The organism is Microbacterium sp. CR_7 (assembly GCF_041954755.1).
GTDB lineage: Bacteria > Actinomycetota > Actinomycetes > Actinomycetales > Microbacteriaceae > Microbacterium.
Window position 1 is genome coordinate 90,365 of record NZ_JAVAYF010000007.1, and the last position, 19,597, is coordinate 109,961.

Below are 19,597 nucleotides of genomic sequence, written 5' to 3' on the forward strand. Positions count from 1 at the left end.
ACTTGTCCAGATGCTAGTTCCGCGAGGCGCGCGGCATCTATGGTGGGTGCATGTCAGCACCAAAGAAGGTCTTCGGGATCATCCTCGCCGGCGGCGAAGGCAAGCGACTCATGCCGCTCACGGCCGATCGCGCGAAACCCGCCGTCCCCTTCGGCGGACAGTACCGCCTGATCGACTTCGCGATCTCCAATCTCATCAACTCGGGGCTGCGGCAGATCGTGGTGCTGACGCAGTACAAGTCGCACAGCCTCGATCGACACATCTCGCAGACCTGGCGCATGTCGGCTCTCCTCGACTCCTACGTCGCCTCGGTGCCCGCGCAGCAGCGTCTCGGCAAGCGCTGGTTCTCTGGATCGGCCGACGCGATCCTGCAGAGCATGAACCTCCTCAACGACGAGAAGCCCGACATCGTCGTCGTGATCGGCGCCGACCACGTCTACCGGATGGACTTCCGGCAGATGCTCGATGCGCACATCGAGTCCGGCGCGAAGGCGACCGTGGCCGGTATCCGCCAGCCGCTCGCGATGGCGTCGCAGTTCGGCGTGATCGACGCCGACACCGAGACCGGGCGCATCAAGCAGTTCCTCGAGAAGCCGACCGACGCGACCGGTCTCGAGGACTCGCCTCACGAGGTGCTGGCGTCGATGGGCAACTACATCTTCGACGCCGACGCGCTGATCGCCGCCGTCGAGGCGGACGGCGAGTCCCCCACCTCCGGGCACGACATGGGCGGCGACATCGTCCCCTACTTCGTCGACCGGGGCGAGGCCGGCTACTACGACATGAAGCAGAACGACGTGCCGGGCTCGTCGCCGCGCGACCGCTCGTACTGGCGCGACGTGGGGACGATCGACTCCTTCTTCGACGCGCACCGCGACCTCATCGCGACGCTGCCGATCTTCAACCTGTACAACATGGAGTGGCCGATCCACTCGCAGGCGGTGAACTCCCCGCCCGCGAAGTTCGTGCGCGACTCGGTGGGGCGCATCGGCAATGCGATCGACTCGATCGTGTCGCTCGGATCCGTCCTGTCCGGCACGCACCTGGAGCGCAGCGTCGTCGGGCCGTGGACCCTCGCCGGCGGCGGATCGACGATCACCGACTCGGTGGTCTTCGACCACGTGCAGGTGGGCGCGGGCTCCCGGGTGCATCGCGCGATCCTCGACAAGAACGTCGTCCTCGCCGACGGCGCGACGGTGGGCGTGGACCGCGAACGCGACCTCGCCCGCGGCTTCACGGTCACCGACTCCGGCATCACCGTGGTGGGGAAGGGCGTCTTCATCGATCGGTGACGCCGGGCGACGCTCGGTGCGGAGCGCGCTGCCGCGCTCGGTAGGCTCGTCGGGTGACCGCCGCGCGCTTCCTCGTCGTCCTCGATGCCGATTCCACTCTCATCCGCAACGAGGTGATCGAGCTGATCGCCGACGAGGCGGGGCGACGTGCCGAGGTGCAGGCTGCGACCGAGGCCGCGATGCGCGGCGAGGTCGACTTCGCAGCAAGTCTGCGCTCCCGGGTCGCGGCGCTCGAGGGCGTCCCTCTGGCACGACTCGAGCGGGTGCGTGCGCGGGTCGAGCCGACGCCGGGCGTGCACGAGCTGACAGCGGCCGTACATGAGCGCGGCGGCGTCGTCGGCGTCGTGTCGGGTGGATTCCACGAGATCCTCGACCACATCGCCCCGCAGCTGGGTGTCGACCGCTGGCGGGCGAACCGCCTCGCCGTGGCCGACGACGCCCTTGCGGGTGTCGTGGACGGTGAGATCGTGGATGCCGCAGCCAAGGCCTCCTCGCTGCAGGAGTGGGCCGACGAGCTCGGCGTCCCCCGTCACGCCACGATCGCGATCGGCGACGGCGCGAACGACCTGCTGATGATGGGCGTCGCCGGGCTCGGTCTCGCCTTCAACGCGAAGCCCGCAGTGAGAGCCGCGGCGAGCCTCGTGATCGGGCCGCAGGACCTCTCCGAGGTCATCCCGCTGCTGCCGTAGCGGATGTCGGAGGCCCGGTCTATCGTCGGGCCATGGACATCATCCTCATCCCCGGGCTGTGGCTCGACGCCTCCAGCTGGAACGACGTGACCGCCGAGCTCGAACGCGCCGGGCACCGTGTGCACGCGCTCACCATGCCGGGGGTCGGAGCCGCGGCATCCGAATCCGCCGACATCGGCATCGCCGACTGGGTCGCCGCGGGCGTCGCCGCCGTCGACGACGTCGCCGGACCCGTCGTGGTGGTCGGGCACAGCGGCGGAGGAAACGTCGCGTGGGGTGTCGCAGACGCTCGGCCGGATGCCGTGTCGCGCGTGATCTTCGTCGACACCGTTCCGCCGCCGTCGGGTTTCGGCATCAGCGAGTTCGAGGTCGTCGACGGGGTCGTGCCCTTCCCCGGGTGGGACAGCTTCGACGCCGACGACGTGGCGGACCTCGACGACGAGACGCGAGCCCGCACCGCTCCGCTGACGAAGAGCGTCCCCGCGCGGGCGCCGACGGACGACATCGTCCTGGCGGGCGGTCGGCACCGCGTGCCGGCGACGCTGCTGATGGGCGGCCTCGATCAGGCGTCGCTGGAGGCGCAGCTGGAGAACTGGGGTCCGTACGCCGAGGAGTTCCGAGCGATCACCGACGTCGAGGTCGTGAAGATCGGCTCGGGCCACTGGCCGCAGTTCTCCGTGCCGAGCCGGCTCGCGGAACTCATCGACGCGGCGGTCACGCGCAACCGGTGATGCCCCGCGGCGTCAGTGACCCATCCCGAGTCCGCCGTCGACCGGGATGACGGCGCCGGAGATGTATCCCGCGTCGTCGCCGGCGAGCCAGGTGACGACGCCGGCCACCTCGTCGGGCGTCGCGAAGCGCCCGGCCGGAATGCTCGCCTTGTACTGCTTCTGCGTGTCCTCGGGCAGTTCCGCGGTCATGTCGGTCTCGATGAAACCGGGGGCCACGACATTCGCGGTGATCCCGCGCGCGCCGAGCTCGCGGGTGAGGGAACGCGCGAACCCGACCAGCGCGCTCTTCGACGCCGAGTAATTGACCTGCCCGGCCGAGCCGAGCAGTCCGACCACGCTGGAGATCAGGATGACGCGACCGAATCGCGCGCGCAGCATGCCCTTCGACGCACGCTTGACCACGCGGAAGGTACCGCCGAGGTTGGTGGCGACGACGCTGTCGAAGTCGTCCTCGCTCATGCGCAGCAGGAGGGTGTCCTTCGTGATCCCGGCGTTCGCCACGACGATCTCGACCGGGCCGAGCTGCTGCTCGACCTCGGTGAACGCGGCGTCGAGGGCCGCGGCATCCGTCACGTCCGCGCGCACGGTGAGCGTGCCCGCCGGGCCCTCGCCGCTGCGGGCGGTGACGGCGACGCGATAGCCGTCACGGACGAACCTCTCGGCGATGGCGCGGCCGATGCCGCGGTTTCCGCCGGTGACGAGGACGACGCGGTCAGTGCTCATTTCCCACTCCAGATCTGGCCGCGCAGGGTCGACGGCCGGGTCGTCATCGATCCTATCCGCCGCTCCTCGTCGGGCATGTCCGCATGTTTGACAGAACCTCGGTGCGACTGGAACGCTGAACCCGACGAAAGGCATGCCCGTGAGCGACGACGACAACCCCTCCGGCGTACAGCCGACTCCCCCGCCGCCCCCGGCGGCTCCGCCGGTGCACTCCTACCAACCGCCGCAGCCCTACGGCGCAGCGCCCTCGTATCCGCCGGCTCCCCCGTACTCCCAGGCCCCGTCGTATCCGTCGGCGACTCCTCCTCCGGCGCAGGCGTACCCTGGCGCCGTTCCGACGGTGGGCGCTGTCCAGCCCTACGGCGCTCCGCCGCAGCAGCAGCCGTACGCAGCCGCGTATCCGGCGTCGATCTACCCGGCGTCGCGTCCGACGAGCGGCCTCGCGATCACGTCGCTCATCTGCGGCATCGCCGGCGTCGTGCTGTTCTGGGCCGTCGTCCCGCTGATCGCCTCGATCGTCGCCGTCATCACCGGTCACATGGCGCTCCGTCAGACGAAGGCCGACCCGTCCGTCGGCGGTCGCGGCATGGCGTTCGCCGGCCTCATCATGGGGTACGTCATGGTCGCCGTCCTGGCGGTCGGTATCGTCACGACCATCATCAGCTTCCTGTTCCTCGGGGCGTTCACGATCCCGTTCATCTTCTCGTCCTGAGCGACCGCGTAGCGGGGCCGGAGGGTGGCCTGTGAAGTGAGCCCTCGGCCCCGTAGCGGCGTAGGCTGGACTCATCGTGAAGAACAAGCGACTGGTCCCCGCTGTCACCTCCCTGCCGCAAGCGCCGCAGGTCGAGGCGGACCACCGCGTGCGCCGCTACGCGATCACGATGACCATCCGCATCGTCTGCTTCGCGCTGATGATGTTCGTGCAGCCGTACGGCTGGTACACCTGGGTCTTCGCGCTCGCGGCAGCGGTACTCCCGTACATCGCGGTCGTGTTCGCCAACGCCGGCAGCGACAGCACCGAGACCACGGCGGAGTCGCCCGTGCAGGAGCTGGAGGCACCGGCTCCCCCGCCGACCGTGGTCGAGGAGGCCGGTTCGGACCCGTTCGTGATCACGATCCACGAGAGCCGCAAGGGCGACGCGTGAGCGAACTGCAGTGCTCGCGTGCCGGCTGCCGGGACGCGGCGGTCGCTCAGGTGGTGTGGCGCAATCCGCGCATCCACGCCGCCGATCGCGAGAAGATCTGGCTGGCGTGCGCCGAGCACGTGGAATTCCTGCGCGACTATCTCGCCGCCCGCGACTTCCCTGTGACCGTGCGAGACGGAGTGCCCTCATGAGCGCGCGGATGCTGCGATGGACCGTGTACGTGCTGATCGCGATCGGGTTCGCGATCGCCTGCGCGTTCCTGTCGAACTGGCAGTTCGACAGGAACGAGTCCCGCGCTGAGCAGATCGCACTCGTCGAGAAGAACTACGACGCCGAACCCGTCCCGCTGGCCGACCTCATCGGCACCGACGGCGAGCTCGACCGCGGTGACGAGTGGCATCCGGTGATCCTCCGCGGAGAGTACCTGGCCGATGAGCAGCTCCTGGCTCGCAACCGGCCTCATGGCGGCACGAGCGCCTACGAGGTGCTCGTCCCGTTCCGCGATGTCGACGGCCGCGTGTTCATCGTCGACCGGGGGTGGGTGCCGCCGGGCGAGGGCGACTCGCCCGACGCGGTCCCGGCGCCACCCGAGGGCCAGGTCGAGGTCGTGGTGCGTCTGCGGCCGAGCGAGCAGTTGCCGGCATCCGGCCGCGGGGCTCCCGAGGGCCAGGTGCCCACCATCCACGTCCCCTCCATCGCGGACATCGTGGGCGGCGGCGACGTGATCACGACCGCCTACGGCCAGATCGTGAGCGAGGATCCTGCGGGCCGAGGAACGCTCGGCGGGTTCGAGTCCCCCACCGACGATCCCGGTCCCCATCTCTCGTACGCGATCCAGTGGATCCTGTTCGCCCTCATGGGCTTCATCTTCATCGGCTACATCATCCGCACCGAGATCGTGAAGCACCGCGAAGAGGTCGAGGGGAAACCGACACCCGAGAAGAAGTCCCGTCGCCGCGATGCGGACGCCGACATCGAGGACGAGCTCCTCGACGCGAACGCCTGAGCGGTCGATACCTCCGTTCAGTCGACGGTGACGGTGTGCGACCAGCCGGACCCGTCCGGCTCGTACACCGCGCGGGTGTGACGACGGTCTCGTGATCCCTGCCAGAATTCGATGCGCTCGGGGACGATACGCCAGAGCACCCAATCCCCCTCGTCGACGAGTGCCCGCGCGGCCGGTGACCGGGCGGCGAGATCGGCGGCGCTCTCCTGCGCCGTCGCTTCCTCGACGCGACCCCGCACCCGCACGGCGCGCACCTGCGGCTGCCACCAGAAGCTCAGCGCCGCGGCCGGAGCGGCGTCGAGCTGCGCTCCCTTCCGCGACGACCGCGTGCTCGCGATCGCCCATCCGCGCTCGTCGACGCGCTTGAGGATGAGGGTGCGCGCATCGGGCATCCCCTCGGCATCCACCGTGGCGAGCGTCGCGGTGTGCGGCTCGGGAACCGCCGCGGCATCCGCCGCCGCCAGCCACTCGGCGAAGAGCACCGCCGGGTCCTCCGGCAGCGCGTCGAGATCCCACGCGGGCGCATCGCCGGTGAGGGCGTGCCTGCCGCGTAACCCGTCGTTGAGGGCCGTGTCGAGAGTCGAGTCGTCGTGGGTCACGTCTCGAGCCTAAGACACCCGGACATACGACCGTCGGGCAGATCAGGCCAGCTCGATGAGCTCCTGGTACTCCTGGTTCCAGATGTCCTCGACGCCGTCGGGCAGGATGAGCACCCGCTCGGGGTTGAGCGACTGCACGGCACCAGGGTCGTGGGAGACGAGCACCACCGCGCCCTCGTAGTGCGCCAGCGCCCCGAGGATCTCCTCGCGAGACGCGGGGTCGAGGTTGTTCGTCGGCTCGTCCAGCAGCAGCAGGTTCGCAGACGACACGACGAGCGTCGCGAGCGAGAGTCGTGTCTTCTCGCCACCCGAGAGAACGCCGGCGGGCTTGAGCACGTCGTCGCCGGTGAAGAGGAACGAGCCGAGCACCTTTCGCGCCTCGGTCTCGGTGATGTGCGGCGCCGCCGAGACCATGTTCTCGAGAACCGACCGGTTCACGTCGAGGTTCTCGTGCTCCTGCGCGTAGTAGCCGACCTTGAGGCCGTGACCCGGCTCGAGCTGGCCCGTGTCGGGCTGGTCGACGCCGGCGAGCATGCGCAGCAGCGTGGTCTTGCCGGCACCGTTGAGGCCGAGCACGACGACCTTCGAGCCGCGGTCGATCGCGAGGTCGACGTCGGTGAAGATCTCGAGCGAGCCGTACGACTTCGACAGTCCGGAGGCCATGAGCGGCGTCTTGCCGCAGGGCGCCGGCTTCGGGAAGCGCAGCTTCGCGACGCGGTCCTCCTGCCGCACGTCGTCGAGTCCCGCGAGAAGCTTCTCTGCGCGCGCGATCATCTGGTGCGCGGCAGCGGCCTTCGACGCCTTCGCGCCGAACCGCGCGGCCTGCTGCTGCAGGGTCGTCGCCTTCTTCTCCGCGTTGGCGCGCTCCTTCTTGCGGCGCTCCTCGTCGGCGGCGCGCTGACGGAGGTAGTTCTTCCAGTTCATGTTGTACGCGTCGATGACCTGGCGGTTCGCATCGAGGTAGAACACCCGATTGACGGTCTCGCCGACGAGCTCGACGTCGTGGCTGATGACGATCAGTCCGCCCTTGTAGTTCTTCAGGAACTCGCGCAGCCAGACGACGCTGTCGGCGTCGAGGTGGTTGGTCGGCTCGTCGAGGATCATGGTCTCGGCATCCGAGAAGAGGATGCGAGCCAGCTCGATGCGACGACGCTGACCACCGGAGAGGGTCTTCAGCGGCTGGTCGAGGATGCGGTCGGGCAGCGAGAGGTTGTTGGCGATCGATGCCGCTTCGGCCTCGGCGGCGTATCCGCCCTGGCCCTCGAACTGCTCGGTCAGCCGCGCATAGCGCTTCATGGCCTTGTCGGCCACGGCGGGGTCGTCCGATCCCATCGCGACCGTCGCCTCCGCCATGCCGAGCGCGAGACTGCCGAGCCCGCGGGCGTCGAGGATGCGGGTGCGCGCGAGCATCTCCGGGTCGCCGGAGCGCGGGTCCTGCGGCAGGTAGCCCAGTTCGCCCGCGCGCGTCACGTTCCCGCCCGACGGCAGCACGTCTCCGGCCAGCACCTTGGTGAGCGTCGTCTTGCCGGCTCCGTTGCGGCCGACGAGTCCGATCTTGTCGCCGTCGCTGACGCGGAACGACACGTTCTCCATGAGGAGACGTGCGCCCACGCGGATCTCGAGGTCGTGCACGGCGAGCACAGCGGATGTCCGTTCGTCAGAGGGGAAGGCGGCCGATCGGCCAGCCTCCCAGTATAGGTCGCCGCGCTGGGAGCAGCCGCCGCGTCGCGATCTCACTCTCCGGGGTGATGCGGACGATACCGCGGAGTGATGACCGCGCCCCGCTCGGCTTCCTAACCTTCTCGGGTGGACGTCATCAACGAGCTCATCCTGCAGACCGTGGCCTCTCCCTGGCTGTACGTCGTGCTGTTCGCCGTCACCGTGATCGACGGGTTCTTCCCACCCGTGCCGAGCGAGACGGTGCTGGTCGCCGCGGCTGCGGTCGCGGCATCAACCGGAGAGTGGTGGATGCTGGTGCCACTCGGTCTCATCGCGGCGATCGGCGCCGCGATCGGCGACAACATCGCGTTCGCGATCGGTCGCTCGATGGGGACGACGCGGTGGGCGTGGATGCGGCGGCCTCGAGTGGCCGCCGCCTTCGCCCACGCCGAGAGGGCGCTCGATCGGCGCAGCGCTTCGCTGATCCTCGGCGCGCGGTACATCCCGGTGGGTCGCGTGGCCGTGAACATGTCGGCCGGTGCGCTCGGTTTCGCGTGGCGGCGCTTCCTGCCGCTGAGTCTGATCGCCGGCGTGAGCTGGAGCGCACTCAGTCTCGTCATCGGTCTCATCGCGGGCAGCTGGGTGAAGGACCAGCCGTTGGCGAGCGCGGGCATCGGAATCGTGACCGCCCTCGCCCTCGGTCTCGTGATCGACCGGGTCACGGCCGCCCGTCGTCGGCGCGTGCCGGTCGCGCACCTGGCAGGATGACTGTCATGGCACGGGATCGGCAGCGCACGGAGCGCCCGCGTGTCTCCCGCAGCGTGGTGCTCCTGTCGCTGCTCTGCGCCGCGTCGATCACCCTGTACGCGACGCTCGTGCCGCTCGCGGCCGTCCTCTACGGCACTTCCCTGCCACTGTCCTTCATCCTGGCCGCCGCTGTCTGCGGCGCACCGCTGCTCGCCATCACCCGGCCGCGGTGGGCGATCGTCGTGTCCACGGCGGCGTCGTTCATCCTGCCGCTGCTCGTGCCGGCGGAGCTCGCGACCGAAGCGCCGTGGCCCTGGTCGGTCCCGACGCTCCTCGCATTCGTGCTCACCGTCGGCGTGGTCACGTTCCGCCACGGCGCGCGACTCGGCGCGTTCCCGCTCGTGATCGGCGCGCTCGCCTCGCTCACCGCCCCGATGCTGCGGTCCGACGTGGTCGCGAGCTCTTCCGTGGCGGCCAACATCACCGCGAACCTCATCGTCACGGCATCCCTCGCCACCGCCGCCTATCTCATCTCCGCCCTCGTCGCCGGCCGGCTGCGCGTCGCGGCGGAGCTCACCAGGGAGCGCGAGCACTCGGCCCTCGAGGAGTCGCGGCGAGCCCTCGTCGAGGAGCGCACGCGCATCGCGCGCGAGCTGCACGACGTGATCGCCCACAGCATGTCAGTGATCCAGGTGCAGGCGTCGACCGCGCGCTATCGTCTGCCCGAGCTCGACGAGGCGGCGGTCGCGGAGTTCGAGAGCATCGCGGCCACCGCGCGCTCGTCGCTGACGGAGATGCGGCGGATGCTGGGAGTGCTGCGCACCGAGGACCAGACCGTCGAGCTCGCGCCTCAGCAGCGCATCGACGACATCCCGGCTCTCGTCGACACGATACGCCGCGCCGGCGTGGCCGTCGGCCTCGAGATCACGGGCTCCGTCGCCGATGCACCGCAGGCGGTGCAGATCGCGGCGTATCGGATCACCCAGGAGGCTCTGAGCAATGCCGTCCGCCACGCGCACGGGGCGGCGGTGACGGTGCGCCTCCAGGCGGACGCGGCCGCCATCAGCATCCGGGTCCGCAACTCGCCGCCCGAGGAGGTCACGGATTCCCGAGGTTCGGGTCACGGCCTGCGCGGCATGCGGGAGCGCGTCGAGCTGCTGGGCGGGACCTTCATCGCCTCCCCGACCGCAGATGGAGGCTGGGAGGTCACGGCATCCCTGCCCTTCTCGACCGCCGTGCCCCGGCATCCTTCTGCCACTGACCCCGAGGAGACCTCGTGACCGTATCCGTCCTGATCGCCGACGACCAGGCGATGGTCCGCGCGGGCTTCGCCGCCCTGCTGGATGCGCACGAGGGGATCCGTGTCGCAGGGCAGGCCGCGACGGGCGCGGAGGCCGTGACGATGGCGGCCCGGCTCGACCCGGACGTGATCCTCATGGACGTGCGGATGCCGGAGGTCGACGGCATCGAGGCGACCCGCCGCATCCTCGGGCCGAGCTACCCCGCCGCGCACGTGCCCCGCATCCTGATGCTGACGACCTTCGACATCGACGACTACGTGTACGACGCGCTGGAGGCGGGAGCGAGCGGGTTCCTGCTCAAGGACGCCCTGCCCGAGGAGCTCGTGCACGCGGTCCGGGTGGTCGCGGCCGGCGATGCACTGCTGGCTCCGAGCGTGACCCGTCGCATGATCGAGCAGTTCGCCGGGCGCCGTCCGCGCACGCCGCGCGCATCCACAGTCCTCGCGGAGCTCACCGAACGCGAGCGCGAGGTCCTCGTGCTCATCGGCAGGGGCCGGTCGAACTCCGAGATCGCCTCCGACCTGTTCATCGCCGAGCAGACGGTGAAGACCCACGTCGGCAAGGTGCTGTCGAAGCTGGGACTGCGCGATCGCGTGCACGCCGTGATCCTCGCCTACGACACGGGTCTCGTCGAACCCGCCTCCTGACTCCCACTCCGGTAGGGGGTGGAACGACCCTCCGGGGTGATGCGGGCGGTCTCACCGGCTTCATACGCTCCTCGGACAGCTGATCCGAGGAGGACTCATGGCCATCGTCGAGGTACCCCGTCTCACCGCTCCGCCCGCGTCGGAGCCGCGAGGACGGGACACCGGGATAGACCTGCTCCGCGCCCTCTGCGTGCTCGGTGTCGTCGTGCTCCACGGCGTCATGGTCGGCGTCACCGTGACCGAATCCGGACCCGTCTTCGCGAACGCGAGCGAGGGTGCATGGTGGATCGTTCCGATCAGCTGGGCCCTGCAGGTGATGCCGGTGTTCTTCGTCATCGGCGGGTTCGCCGGGTATCTCGCCTACCGCCGCGCCGCGGAGAGGGGAGGAACCGCGGCATCGTTCGTGGCGGGCCGTGTGCACCGGCTGCTGCGTCCGGCGGCTCTCACGGTCGGGGTGGTCGGCGCCCTGCTCGCCGTACTGAGCCTGAGCAGCGTCTCGGACGACATCGTCGCCACCGCCGGCTTCCGGTTCGGACAGCCGCTGTGGTTCCTCGGCGTGTTCCTGCTGTGCCAGGCTCTGCTGCCCGCTCTGGCCGCAGCGCATCGCCGGGCGCCGGTGTCGACGCTCGCGGTGCTCGTGCTGGCGTCGATCGCCGTCGACGTCGCGCGCGCCATGACCGGGATCGACGGCATCGGCTTCCTCAACCTCGCGTTCGTGTGGCTGACGCTCCAGCAGCTGGGGTTCTTCCTCGCCGACGGCACGATCGGTCGTCTGCGCCGCCGCACGGTCGCTGCCGCCGGCGGTGCCGCGCTCATCGCGCTGATCGTGACCTTCGTCTCGGGCGTCTACTCCCCCGATCTCGTCGCGAACATCAATCCGCCGACCGGCGCACTGCTCCTCGTGGGCGTCGTGCACCTCAGCGCCGTCTCGCTGCTGCGGGAGCGCATCGCCCGTGTCAGCCGTCGTCGGACCCCCGCCGCGTTCTCGGCGTTCGTCAACCGCCGCACCATGACGATCTATCTCTGGCACATGCCCGTCCTGTTGACGATGGCGGGGCTGACGGCCCTCGTGGCTCTGACGACGGGAGTCATGCCCTCGGAACCCGGCAGCCCGACCTGGTGGACCGAGCGTCCGCTGTGGCTCGCGACCGCGCTCGTCGCCACCGCGTTCGTCGCCGTGCTGCTCGGGCGATTCGAGAACCGTGCAGCACCGGTCGCGACGACGTCGCATCGACGGCTGCGGTGGGCCGTCGTCGTCGGCATCGGCGCGGTCGTGCTGCTGCTGGTCACCGGCACCTCGGTCCTGACAGCCGCCGTCGCCGTGCTCGCGTTCGCCGCCGCGCTGCGGCTCGCTCGCCGCTCAGACGAGCCCGCGCGCCGCGAGGGCGTCGCCGACGTCGTCCGCGTGGCGTAGCGTGCGCACCAGCAACGGGACGATGCCGCGGATGCCGACCCGCACGTTCCGCGCCCGCTGCGCATCACGCAGCTCGCCCGCGAAATTCGCGACGACGGGGATCAGCGTGATCACGAGGGAGATCGTCATCGCGACCGCGTCCACGTCGACGCCCCAGCGCCCGAGCGGCCGGAGGGCGCGGCGCAGAGTCGCGAGCAGGTCGCCCATCCGGGTGGTGAGGGTGAGCAGGCCCGCGAGGAGGATGAGGGCGACGACACGGGTCGTGCTCACCCAGGCGGCGATCGGCGACACGAAGACCCAGAGGAACGCTCCGAGCACGAGCACCAGCCACCGGAGACGCCAGGCCTCCGCTGCGAGGACTCGCCCCGGCATCCGGGCCAGTGCGTAGAGGGAGCACACACCCGCGAGCACACCCGACGACGCCCACACGTCATGCGCGAACGCCGAGACGGCGATAGCGACGACCGCGAGCCCCACGAGCTTCGGTCCGGCCGGCAGCCGGTGCAGGATGCTGGTGCCCGGGCGATAGAGCTGGATCACGCGCAGCTCCGGCGGTAGTCGTCGATCACGGCGCCGGGCTCGCCGGATGCCGCGACGCCCCCGTCGTCGAACAGCACCGCGTGGTCGCACCGCGCCGCGAGGTCGAGGTCGTGCGTGACGATGATCACCCGGGCGTCCTGAGCGAGCAGGAGGTCGCCGATGCGCCGCGCGTTGCGGAGGTCGAGCAGGGTGGTCGGCTCGTCCGCCACGATCAGCGATGGCCCGGTGGCGAGTACGGAGGCCAGGGCGAGCAGCTGTCGTTGGCCTCCCGAGAGCGTCGACACCGGGGCGTCGGCATGACCGGCGAGACCGTGCTCATCGAGGATCGCCGCGATACGGTCCCGCGCCTCGGAACGAGGGAGATCGCGCAGGGACAACGAGAGATCCTCCGCGGGAGTCGGCATGAGGATCTGCGCCTGCGGATCGGTGAAGACGAATCCGACCTCGCGGCGCACGGCTCTGAGGTCCCGCTGCACGTCGAGTCCGTGAACGAGGACCCTGCCGCTGGTCGGCGCGACCAGTCCGTTCAACAGGCGTGCGAACGTCGACTTCCCCGAGCCGTTCGCGCCGATCACCGCCGTCCGCCGAGCGGAGAGGTCCAGCGTCACGTCACACAGGATCGTCCGCCCCTCACGGTCCACGGAGACCCCGTCCACCCGGACGCGGTCGACGGCAGCCCCATCGACCGTGTCCGCGGCGACGGCAGCTTCAGACCGCACGGGCAGGAGCGGTTGTCGCCGACCGTGCTCCGAACGCCGGCGGATACGCGCGGCGCAGAGCCACCACGAGCGCGGTGGCGGCAGCCGCTTTGAGCAGGTCGCCGGGCAGGAAGGCGAGGCTCGAGAGCGCCGTGGGGGCGAGATCGATACCGAGCACGAAAGCCTGGACCGGGATGCCGAAGGCGTAGACGACGGCGATCCCGCCGACCACGACACCCAGCGCCGTGCGCCACCACGTGATCCGACCCGCGTGGACGATGAGGCCGATCACGACGGCCCCGAAGACCCAGCCGATCAGATATCCGGCCGTCGGTCCGACGAACACCCCGAGTCCGCCGCGACCGCCGGCGAGGACCGGGAGCCCCACAGCGGCGAGAACGAGGACGAGCACGACCGCGAGTGGTGCACGCCGAGGGCCGAGCACGGCGCCGGCGAGCATCACGCCGAGGGTCTGCGCCGTGATCGGCACGCCCCCGGGGATCGGGATCGTGACGGAGCCGAGCACCACGATCAGTGCGGCGAAGACGGCGATGCGGGCGAGATCGCGGCCGATCTCGGTGCGGTGCGGGGTCACGGAATCTCCTCCTGAACGGTGTTCACCTGAACGGTGTTCACTATACTGAGGCCATGACCCCGGAGCACAACTCGGCTCGACACGACCGCGACAGCGTCGCCGACGTCGCTCTGGCCCTGCTCGACGAGGTCGGTCTGGCCGATCTCTCGATGCGGCGGATCGCCGCCCGCCTCGACGTGCAGCCCAGCGCGCTCTACTGGCACTTCTCGAGCAAGCAGGAGCTGCTCGCCGAGCTCAGCGATCGGATCACGGCCTCCCTCCGCGCTGCCGACGGCGAGGTGCTCGCCCTCGCCCGCCGCATCCGTGACGCACTGTTCACCTATCGCGACGGCGCCGAACTGGTGCTCAGCACTTCGGCACTCGGACTCGGGTCATCGCACGCGCAGTCCGCTCTCGAAGACGCGCTGAGACGAGCGGATGCCGACGATCCCCCGACCCGCGCCGTCGCACTGATGCACTTCATCCTGGGCCACGCGACCCTCGTCCAGCAGCGCATGCACGCCGACAGCTACGGGGCGGCGTCGCCGACCGCGGGCGACGACGCGACCGCGGGTCTCGACCGTGTCTTCGACCTGGGGATCGCGGCCCTCGCCGGCTCCGCGCGTTCCCGATCCGTGTCCTGAATCAGGGGCCCGAGGTCGTGGCCGGCTCTGCGGCGGACTCCCCGGCGTGACCGAGCCGCAGGCCCGGGATGAGCGCGACGACGGTCAGCCCGATGCACAGCGCGAAGACCACGGGGAAGGCGTCGACCCCTCCGCCGAGTGTGGCCACCGATAGGCCGGCCACGGCGATCACGATGGCCGCGCCGGTGGAGTCCGAGATCGACAGCGCCGACGAGTTGAACCCCTGGTTGCCCGGCTCCGAATAGGCCAGGGTGAGCACGGTGAGCCTCGGATAGAGCAGCCCCATGCCTCCCCCGGCGAAGCCCCAGCCGATCACGACGAGCACCGGAGAGACAGCGCCGAGAGCCGCCAGGAGAACCAGGATCATGGCGACGAACAGCAGGGCGAGGCTGAGCAGCGTGATGCGCAGGTTTCCGAGCCGTTCGCCGTACCGGCCCTGCAGTTGCGAGGCCCCGGCCCAGGCGAAGGCGGCGAACATGAGCGCGAGCCCCGCCCACGTCGCGGTGAAGCCGTACCGCTCGATGAGGAGGTAGGGGATGTAGGCCTCTGCGGCGAAGAACGTGCCGGCGACGATCCCCCGCATGAGCACGACGCTCGGCAGACCGCGGCCGGCGCGCAGGGTTCGACGTGGCAGCAGTGGCAGCACGGCGAGGGCGATCACGGCGATCGCGCCCACCGCCACCGGCCAGCCGATCGCGGCATCCATGTCGGCGCTGAACCCGACGACGACGGCGAACACCGCGACCACGACCGCCAGCGCCATCCGCACGACGAGGGCACGCCGGTCCTGCGGCTCTCCCCGCCCGAGATCGAGTCCGCGGAGACGCACGGCGATCATCACGAACGCGACGGCCGTGAGAACGGCCACCCCGAGGAACGCCCAGCGCCAGTCGAGATACTCGGCGACCGCTCCCGCGAGGAACGGTCCGATCATCGACGGCACCACCCACGCCGCTGCGAACGCCGCGAAGATCCGCCCGTGCAGGTGCGGCGGATAGAGCCGGGCCACGACCACGTACAGGGCCACGGTCTGTCCGCCGGTGCCGAGCCCCTGCACGAGGCGGCCGACGAGGAACTGGTGCATCGTCGTGGCGAGCCCCGACAGCAGCAGCCCGACGATGAACAGCGTGACGGCGACGTACAGCGCTCCGCGCGGCCCGCGCGCGTCCGACCAGGCTCCGGCCGCGACCATCCCGATCACGCTGGTCGCCAGCGTACCCGCGAACGCGACAGCGTACAGCGCCTGCCCGTCGAGGGCGTCGCTCACGATGGGCATGACCGTGGTGACGGCCAGCGCCTCGATGGCCGCCAGGAAGATGAGGGCGACCGAGCCGGCGGTGACCCAGATCCGCTCGCGGTCCCAGATGGAGACGACGGCGGCGGAGTCGCTCATCGACCGACGAGCACGGCGATGCGCTCGATGGCCTCGGTGATGATCTCGGGACTCGTGCCGAAGTTGAGTCGCACGTATCCCGCGCCCTCCGCGCCGAACGCGGGACCGAAGTGCAGAGCGACCTTCGCCTCGCGCAGGATGCGACGAGACGGATTGTCACCCCACCCGAGTCCCGACAGGTCGATCCAGGCGAGGTAGCCCGCATCCGGTATGCGATACCGCGCTTGCGGGAGACGAGCCGCGAGCAGGTCTTCCAGCAGCACGCGGTTCTCATCCAGCGTGCGCAGCAGGCCGTCCAACCACGGGTCGCTCTCCTCGGAGAAGGCCGCGGTCGCCGCGAGCAGACCGAGCTGTCCCGTGCGCCACTCTACCTCGATCGGCAGGCCGCGCACGACGGCGCTCGTCACGTCGGATGCGGTGACCATGAGCGCGCACTTGAGCCCGGCGAGGTTGAACGCCTTGCTGGCGCTGACCACCGCGTACCCCACACGCTCGGCGGCCTCTCCCGTGTCGAGGAACGGGGTGAACCCGGTCCCGGGCTGCGCGAGCGGAGCGTGGATCTCATCGGAGACGACGGAGGCGCCGAACTCGTCGGCGAGCTCGGCGAGGGCTCGGAGCGACTCACGATCGTGTGCGGTCCCGGTCGGATTGTGCGGGTTGCAGAGCAGGATCGCCGTCGCGCCGTCTTCGAAGGCAGAGCGGATGCCGTCGAGATCGAGCTCCCGCGCCGTGCCGGTGTCGCGCAGCGGCACGCGCACGACCTCGGCGCCCGCCTCCGCGACGAGCTCGTAGAAGGGCGGGTACACCGGAGGCGTCACGACGACGCGCTCCCCCGGCTGCGTCACCCGGCGGAGGATCTCCACGATGCCCATGCTGACGTCCGCCGTGCTGCGCATGCGGGCCGGGTCCGGAGTCCAGCCGAACCGGCGCTCGGCGAACGCCGCGTACGTCGCGGGGAGCGGCGTGCGGGACGCGATGTAGCCCGTGTCGCCGATCTCGATGGCGTGGTGCAGGGTCGCCGAAATCGCCGGAGCGAGCGGGAAGTCCGTCTCGGCGACGAACAGCGGCAGGACGTCCTCGGGGTACTCCCGCCACTTCTCGCTCGTGCGCTGTCGCAACTCCGCGAGCGGAAGCGCGGTGACCTCGAGCATCCTCAGATCGCGAAGCCGAGGGCGCGCATCATGTCGCGGCCGTCGTCGGTGATCCGTTCGGGGCCCCACGGCGGCATCCACACCCAGTTGATGCGGAAGCGCTCGACGACGTTGTCCAGGGCCTGAGCCGTCTGGTCCTCGAGCACGTCGGTGAGCGGGCAGCCGGCACTGGTGAGCGTCATGTGGATGACGAGAGCGTCGTTCTCGTCATCCCACGCGAGGTCGTAGATGAGGCCGAGGTCGACGACGTTGATCCCGAGCTCCGGGTCCATGACGTCCTTGAGAGCCTCGGTGACCTCGTCGTACTTCTCGTCGGTGAGGGTGGCGGCTGTCATGCGATCAGCCTACGCCTCGAGAGGAGCCGCGGGGTCGAGGAAACGGTCGTATCCCTCGTCCTCGAGACGGTCGGCGAGCTCGGGGCCGCCCTCCTCGACGATCTTGCCCGCGACGACGACGTGCACGTAGTCAGGACGGATGTAGCGGAGGATGCGGGTGTAGTGCGTGATGAGCAGCACGCCGAGGCCGGTGGCCTCCTTGGCGCGGTTCACGCCCTCGGAAACGATCTTCAGCGCGTCGACGTCGAGGCCCGAGTCGGTCTCGTCGAGCACGGCGAACTTCGGCTTCAGCACCTCGAGCTGCAGTATCTCGTGGCGCTTCTTCTCGCCGCCGGAGAATCCCTCGTTGACGTTGCGCTGCGCGAACTTCGGGTCCATGCGCAGGTTGGCCATCGACGCCTTGACGTCCTTCGTCCACTGGCGGATCGAGGGCGCTTCGCCGTCGAGAGCCGTCTTCGCGGTGCGGAGGAAGTTCGTGACGGTGACGCCGGGGATCTCGACGGGGTACTGCATCGCGAGGAACAGGCCGGCGCGCGCACGCTCGTCGACGCTCATCTCGAGCACGTCCTCGCCGTCGAAGGTGATCGAACCGGAGGTCACGGTGTACTTCGGGTGACCGGCGATCGTGTAGGCGAGGGTGGACTTGCCGGAGCCGTTGGGGCCCATGATGGCGTGGGTCTCACCCGTGTTCATCGTGAGGGTGATCCCGTTGAGGATCGGGGTGGTCCCCGCCTCGGTCTCGACCGTCACGTGCAGGTCGCGGATTTCGAGAACAGACATTCAGACTTCCTTCGTCACAGTCGGGTCGATGAGCACGTCGTCGCCGTCGATCTCGACGACGTAGACCGGGACGGGCTCATAAGCGGGGAGGTTCTGGGGCTTGCCGGTGATCAGGGAGAACGCGGAGCCGTGGGCCCAGCACTCGACCGTGTCACCCTCGACGAAGCCCTCGGAGAGCGAGATGTCGCCGTGGGTGCAGGTGTCGCCGATCGCGTGGATCACGCCCTCGGAGTCCTTGATCACGGTGATCGGGACGCCGTTCGGCTCGACACGCAGAGGGGTGTCGAGTTCGAGCTCGTCGACGCCGCAGACGCGCTGCGCGGTCATGCGTTCACCTCGGCGAGCTCGGTCTCGATGGCTGCCAGCAGCTCCTCCTCGAGGGAGGGGATGCCGAGGCGCTGCACGATGTCGCTGAGGAAGCCGAGCACGACCAGGCGGCGCGCCTCTTCCTCGGTGATGCCGCGGGCCTGCAGGTAGAACAGCTGCTCGTCGTCGAAGCGACCGGTCGCGCTGGCGTGGCCTGCGCCGACGATGTCGCCGGTCTCGATCTCGAGGTTCGGGATCGAGTCCGCGCGGGCGCCCTCGGTGAGCACCAGGTTGCGGTTCGCCTCGTACGAGTCGGTGCCCGTGGCATCCGGGCCGATCAGCACATCGCCGATCCACACCGAGTGGGCGCTCTCGCCCTGCAGGGCACCCTTGTAGAGCACGTCGCCCTTCGTGTGCGGGCCCTTGTGGTGCAGGTAGACCTGGCTCTCGAGGTGCTGGCCGGCATCCGCGTAGGAGAGGCCGTAGAGGTACCCCTCGGAGCCTGCACCCGCGAGCTCGACGCTCGGGTTCACGCGCACGACGCCGCCGCCGAAGCTGATGACGAAGTGCTTGAGCGTGGCGTCCGCCCCGACGCGGGCCTGGTGGGCCGACGCGTGCACCGCGTCGTCCTGCCACTGCTGCAGGCTGATGACGCTGAGCTTCGCGCCGTCGCGCACGATGATCTCGACGTTCTGCGCGTACTGGGCCGAGCCGGTGTGCTGCAGCACGACTGTCGCTGCGCTGTGCTCGAGCGCCTCGATCACGATGTGCGCGTCGGCGCGCTGATCGGCGCCCCGACCCTCGATGGCGAGGAAGATCGGCTCGGCGACCTCTTCCTCGCGCGGGATGCGGACGTGCAGCGCTTCGGTCGCACCCTGCCAGGCGACCGCCGACGTGACGTCCTCCGCGAGGAAGACCTCACCGCGCGGAGCCGCATCGGCGGCGAGCGGGGCGGCGAGGTACTGCTCCCCCGCGCCGAACGAGTAGGTCACACCGTCGGTCGAGCCGGCGACCGCGAACAGCGGCGCGAGCTTCGCGACGGGAGTGTGCTTCCAGTTGACCTCGCGCCCCGAGGGGGTGCCGAAGTCGGTCGGCTCGAACGAGTGCGGTCGCTCGGAGCGGGTCTGGACCGGCACGAAGCCGGCATCGGCCACCTGGGCGGCGGGGTCCACGTGCGCGCTGGAGGAGCGCGACGCGGTGGGCGTCGTCGTAGGGGTCGTCAT

24 protein-coding genes are annotated in these 19,597 nt (G+C 70.0%); 12 read left to right on the top strand and 12 right to left on the bottom strand.

Annotated elements, in window-relative coordinates; genetic code table 11:
* Positions 1-50: 50 nt before the first annotated feature.
* From RAC81_RS15275 to RAC81_RS15285, 3 genes are read left to right on the top strand one after another with little or no spacing between them, the layout of a single operon-like run.
* Positions 51-1,292 carry a glucose-1-phosphate adenylyltransferase gene (locus RAC81_RS15275; RefSeq protein ID WP_375083145.1) on the top strand — a complete coding sequence of 414 codons (1,242 nt, stop codon included), beginning with the start codon at positions 51-53 and terminating at the stop codon, positions 1,290-1,292.
* 53 nt (positions 1,293-1,345) lie between these two features.
* Entirely contained in the window at positions 1,346-1,981 is a 636-nt protein-coding gene (gene serB, locus RAC81_RS15280) for a phosphoserine phosphatase SerB (protein WP_375083146.1), read from the top strand.
* 32 nt (positions 1,982-2,013) lie between these two features.
* A complete protein-coding gene (locus RAC81_RS15285) occupies positions 2,014-2,712 on the top strand; it encodes an alpha/beta fold hydrolase (RefSeq protein ID WP_375083147.1) in 699 nt (232 codons plus the stop codon).
* Between the two features lie 12 nt (positions 2,713-2,724).
* On the opposite strand, the gene RAC81_RS15290 is transcribed toward RAC81_RS15285, so the two are convergent.
* Positions 2,725-3,435 (bottom strand): beta-ketoacyl-ACP reductase, encoded by a 711-nt coding sequence (locus RAC81_RS15290; protein ID WP_375083148.1) that lies wholly within the window; start codon positions 3,433-3,435, stop codon positions 2,725-2,727.
* 139 nt (positions 3,436-3,574) lie between these two features.
* Between RAC81_RS15290 and RAC81_RS15295 the strand changes: the two genes are divergently transcribed.
* From RAC81_RS15295 to RAC81_RS15310, 4 genes are all read left to right on the top strand, one after another.
* On the top strand, positions 3,575-4,147 hold the full coding sequence (locus RAC81_RS15295; RefSeq protein WP_375083149.1) for a DUF4190 domain-containing protein: 573 nt from the start codon (positions 3,575-3,577) through the stop codon (positions 4,145-4,147).
* Positions 4,148-4,223: 76 nt separating this feature from the next.
* Positions 4,224-4,580 carry a DUF3099 domain-containing protein gene (locus RAC81_RS15300; protein ID WP_375083150.1) on the top strand — a complete coding sequence of 119 codons (357 nt, stop codon included), beginning with the start codon at positions 4,224-4,226 and terminating at the stop codon, positions 4,578-4,580.
* A complete protein-coding gene (locus RAC81_RS15305) occupies positions 4,577-4,771 on the top strand; it encodes a hypothetical protein (protein ID WP_341934258.1) in 195 nt (64 codons plus the stop codon). The genes RAC81_RS15300 and RAC81_RS15305 overlap by 4 nt, the downstream gene beginning before the upstream one ends.
* Positions 4,768-5,586, top strand: a complete 819-nt coding sequence (locus tag RAC81_RS15310) for an SURF1 family protein (protein WP_375083151.1) — start codon at positions 4,768-4,770, stop codon at positions 5,584-5,586. The genes RAC81_RS15305 and RAC81_RS15310 overlap by 4 nt, the downstream gene beginning before the upstream one ends.
* A gap of 17 nt (positions 5,587-5,603) precedes the next feature.
* Here the strand turns inward: RAC81_RS15310 and RAC81_RS15315 are convergent, their stop codons facing one another.
* Together RAC81_RS15315 and RAC81_RS15320 are read right to left on the bottom strand one after the other, a co-directional pair.
* Positions 5,604-6,185 (bottom strand): pyridoxamine 5'-phosphate oxidase family protein, encoded by a 582-nt coding sequence (locus RAC81_RS15315; protein WP_375083152.1) that lies wholly within the window; start codon positions 6,183-6,185, stop codon positions 5,604-5,606.
* 42 nt (positions 6,186-6,227) lie between these two features.
* Entirely contained in the window at positions 6,228-7,826 is a 1,599-nt protein-coding gene (locus tag RAC81_RS15320; protein WP_375083153.1) for an ABC-F family ATP-binding cassette domain-containing protein, read from the bottom strand.
* A gap of 165 nt (positions 7,827-7,991) precedes the next feature.
* Between RAC81_RS15320 and RAC81_RS15325 the strand changes: the two genes are divergently transcribed.
* From RAC81_RS15325 to RAC81_RS15340, 4 genes are all read left to right on the top strand, one after another.
* A complete protein-coding gene (locus RAC81_RS15325; RefSeq protein WP_375083154.1) occupies positions 7,992-8,612 on the top strand; it encodes a DedA family protein in 621 nt (206 codons plus the stop codon).
* A gap of 5 nt (positions 8,613-8,617) precedes the next feature.
* Positions 8,618-9,871, top strand: a complete 1,254-nt coding sequence (locus RAC81_RS15330) for a sensor histidine kinase (protein ID WP_375083155.1) — start codon at positions 8,618-8,620, stop codon at positions 9,869-9,871.
* Positions 9,868-10,539: a response regulator gene (locus RAC81_RS15335; protein ID WP_375083156.1), complete on the top strand. Its 672-nt coding sequence runs from the start codon at positions 9,868-9,870 to the stop codon at positions 10,537-10,539. Before RAC81_RS15330 ends, RAC81_RS15335 begins: the two co-directional genes overlap by 4 nt.
* A gap of 97 nt (positions 10,540-10,636) precedes the next feature.
* Complete coding sequence (locus RAC81_RS15340) at positions 10,637-11,953, top strand: acyltransferase (RefSeq protein ID WP_375083157.1); 1,317 nt, start codon at positions 10,637-10,639, stop codon at positions 11,951-11,953.
* Here RAC81_RS15340 and RAC81_RS15345 read toward each other — a convergent pair.
* The 3 genes from RAC81_RS15345 to RAC81_RS15355 form a co-directional block, all read right to left on the bottom strand.
* A complete protein-coding gene (locus RAC81_RS15345) occupies positions 11,900-12,493 on the bottom strand; it encodes an energy-coupling factor transporter transmembrane component T family protein (RefSeq protein ID WP_375083158.1) in 594 nt (197 codons plus the stop codon). The genes RAC81_RS15340 and RAC81_RS15345 overlap by 54 nt on opposite strands.
* A complete protein-coding gene (locus RAC81_RS15350) occupies positions 12,490-13,101 on the bottom strand; it encodes an energy-coupling factor ABC transporter ATP-binding protein (RefSeq protein WP_375083159.1) in 612 nt (203 codons plus the stop codon). The genes RAC81_RS15345 and RAC81_RS15350 overlap by 4 nt, the downstream gene beginning before the upstream one ends.
* A 100-nt stretch (positions 13,102-13,201) precedes the next feature.
* The gene (locus RAC81_RS15355) at positions 13,202-13,786 is read right to left on the bottom strand and encodes a biotin transporter BioY (protein WP_375083160.1); all 585 of its coding nucleotides are present in this window, start codon (positions 13,784-13,786) and stop codon (positions 13,202-13,204) included.
* 53 nt (positions 13,787-13,839) lie between these two features.
* On the opposite strand from RAC81_RS15355, the gene RAC81_RS15360 reads away from it, so the two are divergent.
* The gene (locus RAC81_RS15360; protein ID WP_375083161.1) at positions 13,840-14,409 is read left to right on the top strand and encodes a TetR family transcriptional regulator; all 570 of its coding nucleotides are present in this window, start codon (positions 13,840-13,842) and stop codon (positions 14,407-14,409) included.
* A gap of 1 nt (position 14,410) precedes the next feature.
* Here RAC81_RS15360 and RAC81_RS15365 read toward each other — a convergent pair whose 3' ends face one another.
* Genes RAC81_RS15365 through sufD form a run of 6 tightly spaced genes read right to left on the bottom strand, consistent with a single transcriptional unit; the run spans position 14,411 to position 19,597 of the window.
* Positions 14,411-15,802 (bottom strand): MFS transporter, encoded by a 1,392-nt coding sequence (locus tag RAC81_RS15365; protein WP_375083162.1) that lies wholly within the window; start codon positions 15,800-15,802, stop codon positions 14,411-14,413.
* Positions 15,799-16,953: a MalY/PatB family protein gene (locus tag RAC81_RS15370; RefSeq protein WP_375083163.1), complete on the bottom strand. Its 1,155-nt coding sequence runs from the start codon at positions 16,951-16,953 to the stop codon at positions 15,799-15,801. Before RAC81_RS15370 ends, RAC81_RS15365 begins: the two co-directional genes overlap by 4 nt.
* Positions 16,954-16,955: 2 nt before the next feature.
* The gene (locus RAC81_RS15375) at positions 16,956-17,288 is read right to left on the bottom strand and encodes a metal-sulfur cluster assembly factor (protein WP_096715510.1); all 333 of its coding nucleotides are present in this window, start codon (positions 17,286-17,288) and stop codon (positions 16,956-16,958) included.
* Positions 17,289-17,297: 9 nt separating this feature from the next.
* Complete coding sequence (gene sufC / locus RAC81_RS15380) at positions 17,298-18,068, bottom strand: Fe-S cluster assembly ATPase SufC (protein WP_375083164.1); 771 nt, start codon at positions 18,066-18,068, stop codon at positions 17,298-17,300.
* Positions 18,069-18,395: a non-heme iron oxygenase ferredoxin subunit gene (locus tag RAC81_RS15385; protein ID WP_251588087.1), complete on the bottom strand. Its 327-nt coding sequence runs from the start codon at positions 18,393-18,395 to the stop codon at positions 18,069-18,071. It lies immediately after the preceding gene.
* Positions 18,392-19,597, bottom strand: coding sequence for a Fe-S cluster assembly protein SufD (gene sufD / locus RAC81_RS15390; RefSeq protein ID WP_375083165.1), 1,206 nt, complete (start codon positions 19,595-19,597; stop codon positions 18,392-18,394). The genes RAC81_RS15385 and sufD overlap by 4 nt, the downstream gene beginning before the upstream one ends.

Excerpts from the sequence above, each read along its gene's own strand:
- RAC81_RS15275 (WP_375083145.1), top strand. The coding sequence starts at position 51 with ATGTCAGCACCAAAGAAGGTCTTCGGGATCATCCTCGCCGGCGGCGAA.
- RAC81_RS15285 (WP_375083147.1), top strand. The coding sequence starts at position 2,014 with ATGGACATCATCCTCATCCCCGGGCTGTGGCTCGACGCCTCCAGCTGG.
- RAC81_RS15290 (WP_375083148.1), bottom strand. The coding sequence starts at position 3,435 with ATGAGCACTGACCGCGTCGTCCTCGTCACCGGCGGAAACCGCGGCATC.
- RAC81_RS15310 (WP_375083151.1), top strand. The coding sequence starts at position 4,768 with ATGAGCGCGCGGATGCTGCGATGGACCGTGTACGTGCTGATCGCGATC.
- RAC81_RS15330 (WP_375083155.1), top strand. The coding sequence starts at position 8,618 with ATGGCACGGGATCGGCAGCGCACGGAGCGCCCGCGTGTCTCCCGCAGC.
- RAC81_RS15340 (WP_375083157.1), top strand. The coding sequence starts at position 10,637 with ATGGCCATCGTCGAGGTACCCCGTCTCACCGCTCCGCCCGCGTCGGAG.
- RAC81_RS15360 (WP_375083161.1), top strand. The coding sequence starts at position 13,840 with ATGACCCCGGAGCACAACTCGGCTCGACACGACCGCGACAGCGTCGCC.
- RAC81_RS15365 (WP_375083162.1), bottom strand. The coding sequence starts at position 15,802 with ATGAGCGACTCCGCCGCCGTCGTCTCCATCTGGGACCGCGAGCGGATC.
- RAC81_RS15370 (WP_375083163.1), bottom strand. The coding sequence starts at position 16,953 with ATGCTCGAGGTCACCGCGCTTCCGCTCGCGGAGTTGCGACAGCGCACG.
- RAC81_RS15375 (WP_096715510.1), bottom strand. The coding sequence starts at position 17,288 with ATGACAGCCGCCACCCTCACCGACGAGAAGTACGACGAGGTCACCGAG.
- sufC (WP_375083164.1), bottom strand. The coding sequence starts at position 18,068 with ATGTCTGTTCTCGAAATCCGCGACCTGCACGTGACGGTCGAGACCGAG.
- RAC81_RS15385 (WP_251588087.1), bottom strand. The coding sequence starts at position 18,395 with ATGACCGCGCAGCGCGTCTGCGGCGTCGACGAGCTCGAACTCGACACC.
- sufD (WP_375083165.1), bottom strand. The coding sequence starts at position 19,597 with ATGACGACCCCTACGACGACGCCCACCGCGTCGCGCTCCTCCAGCGCG.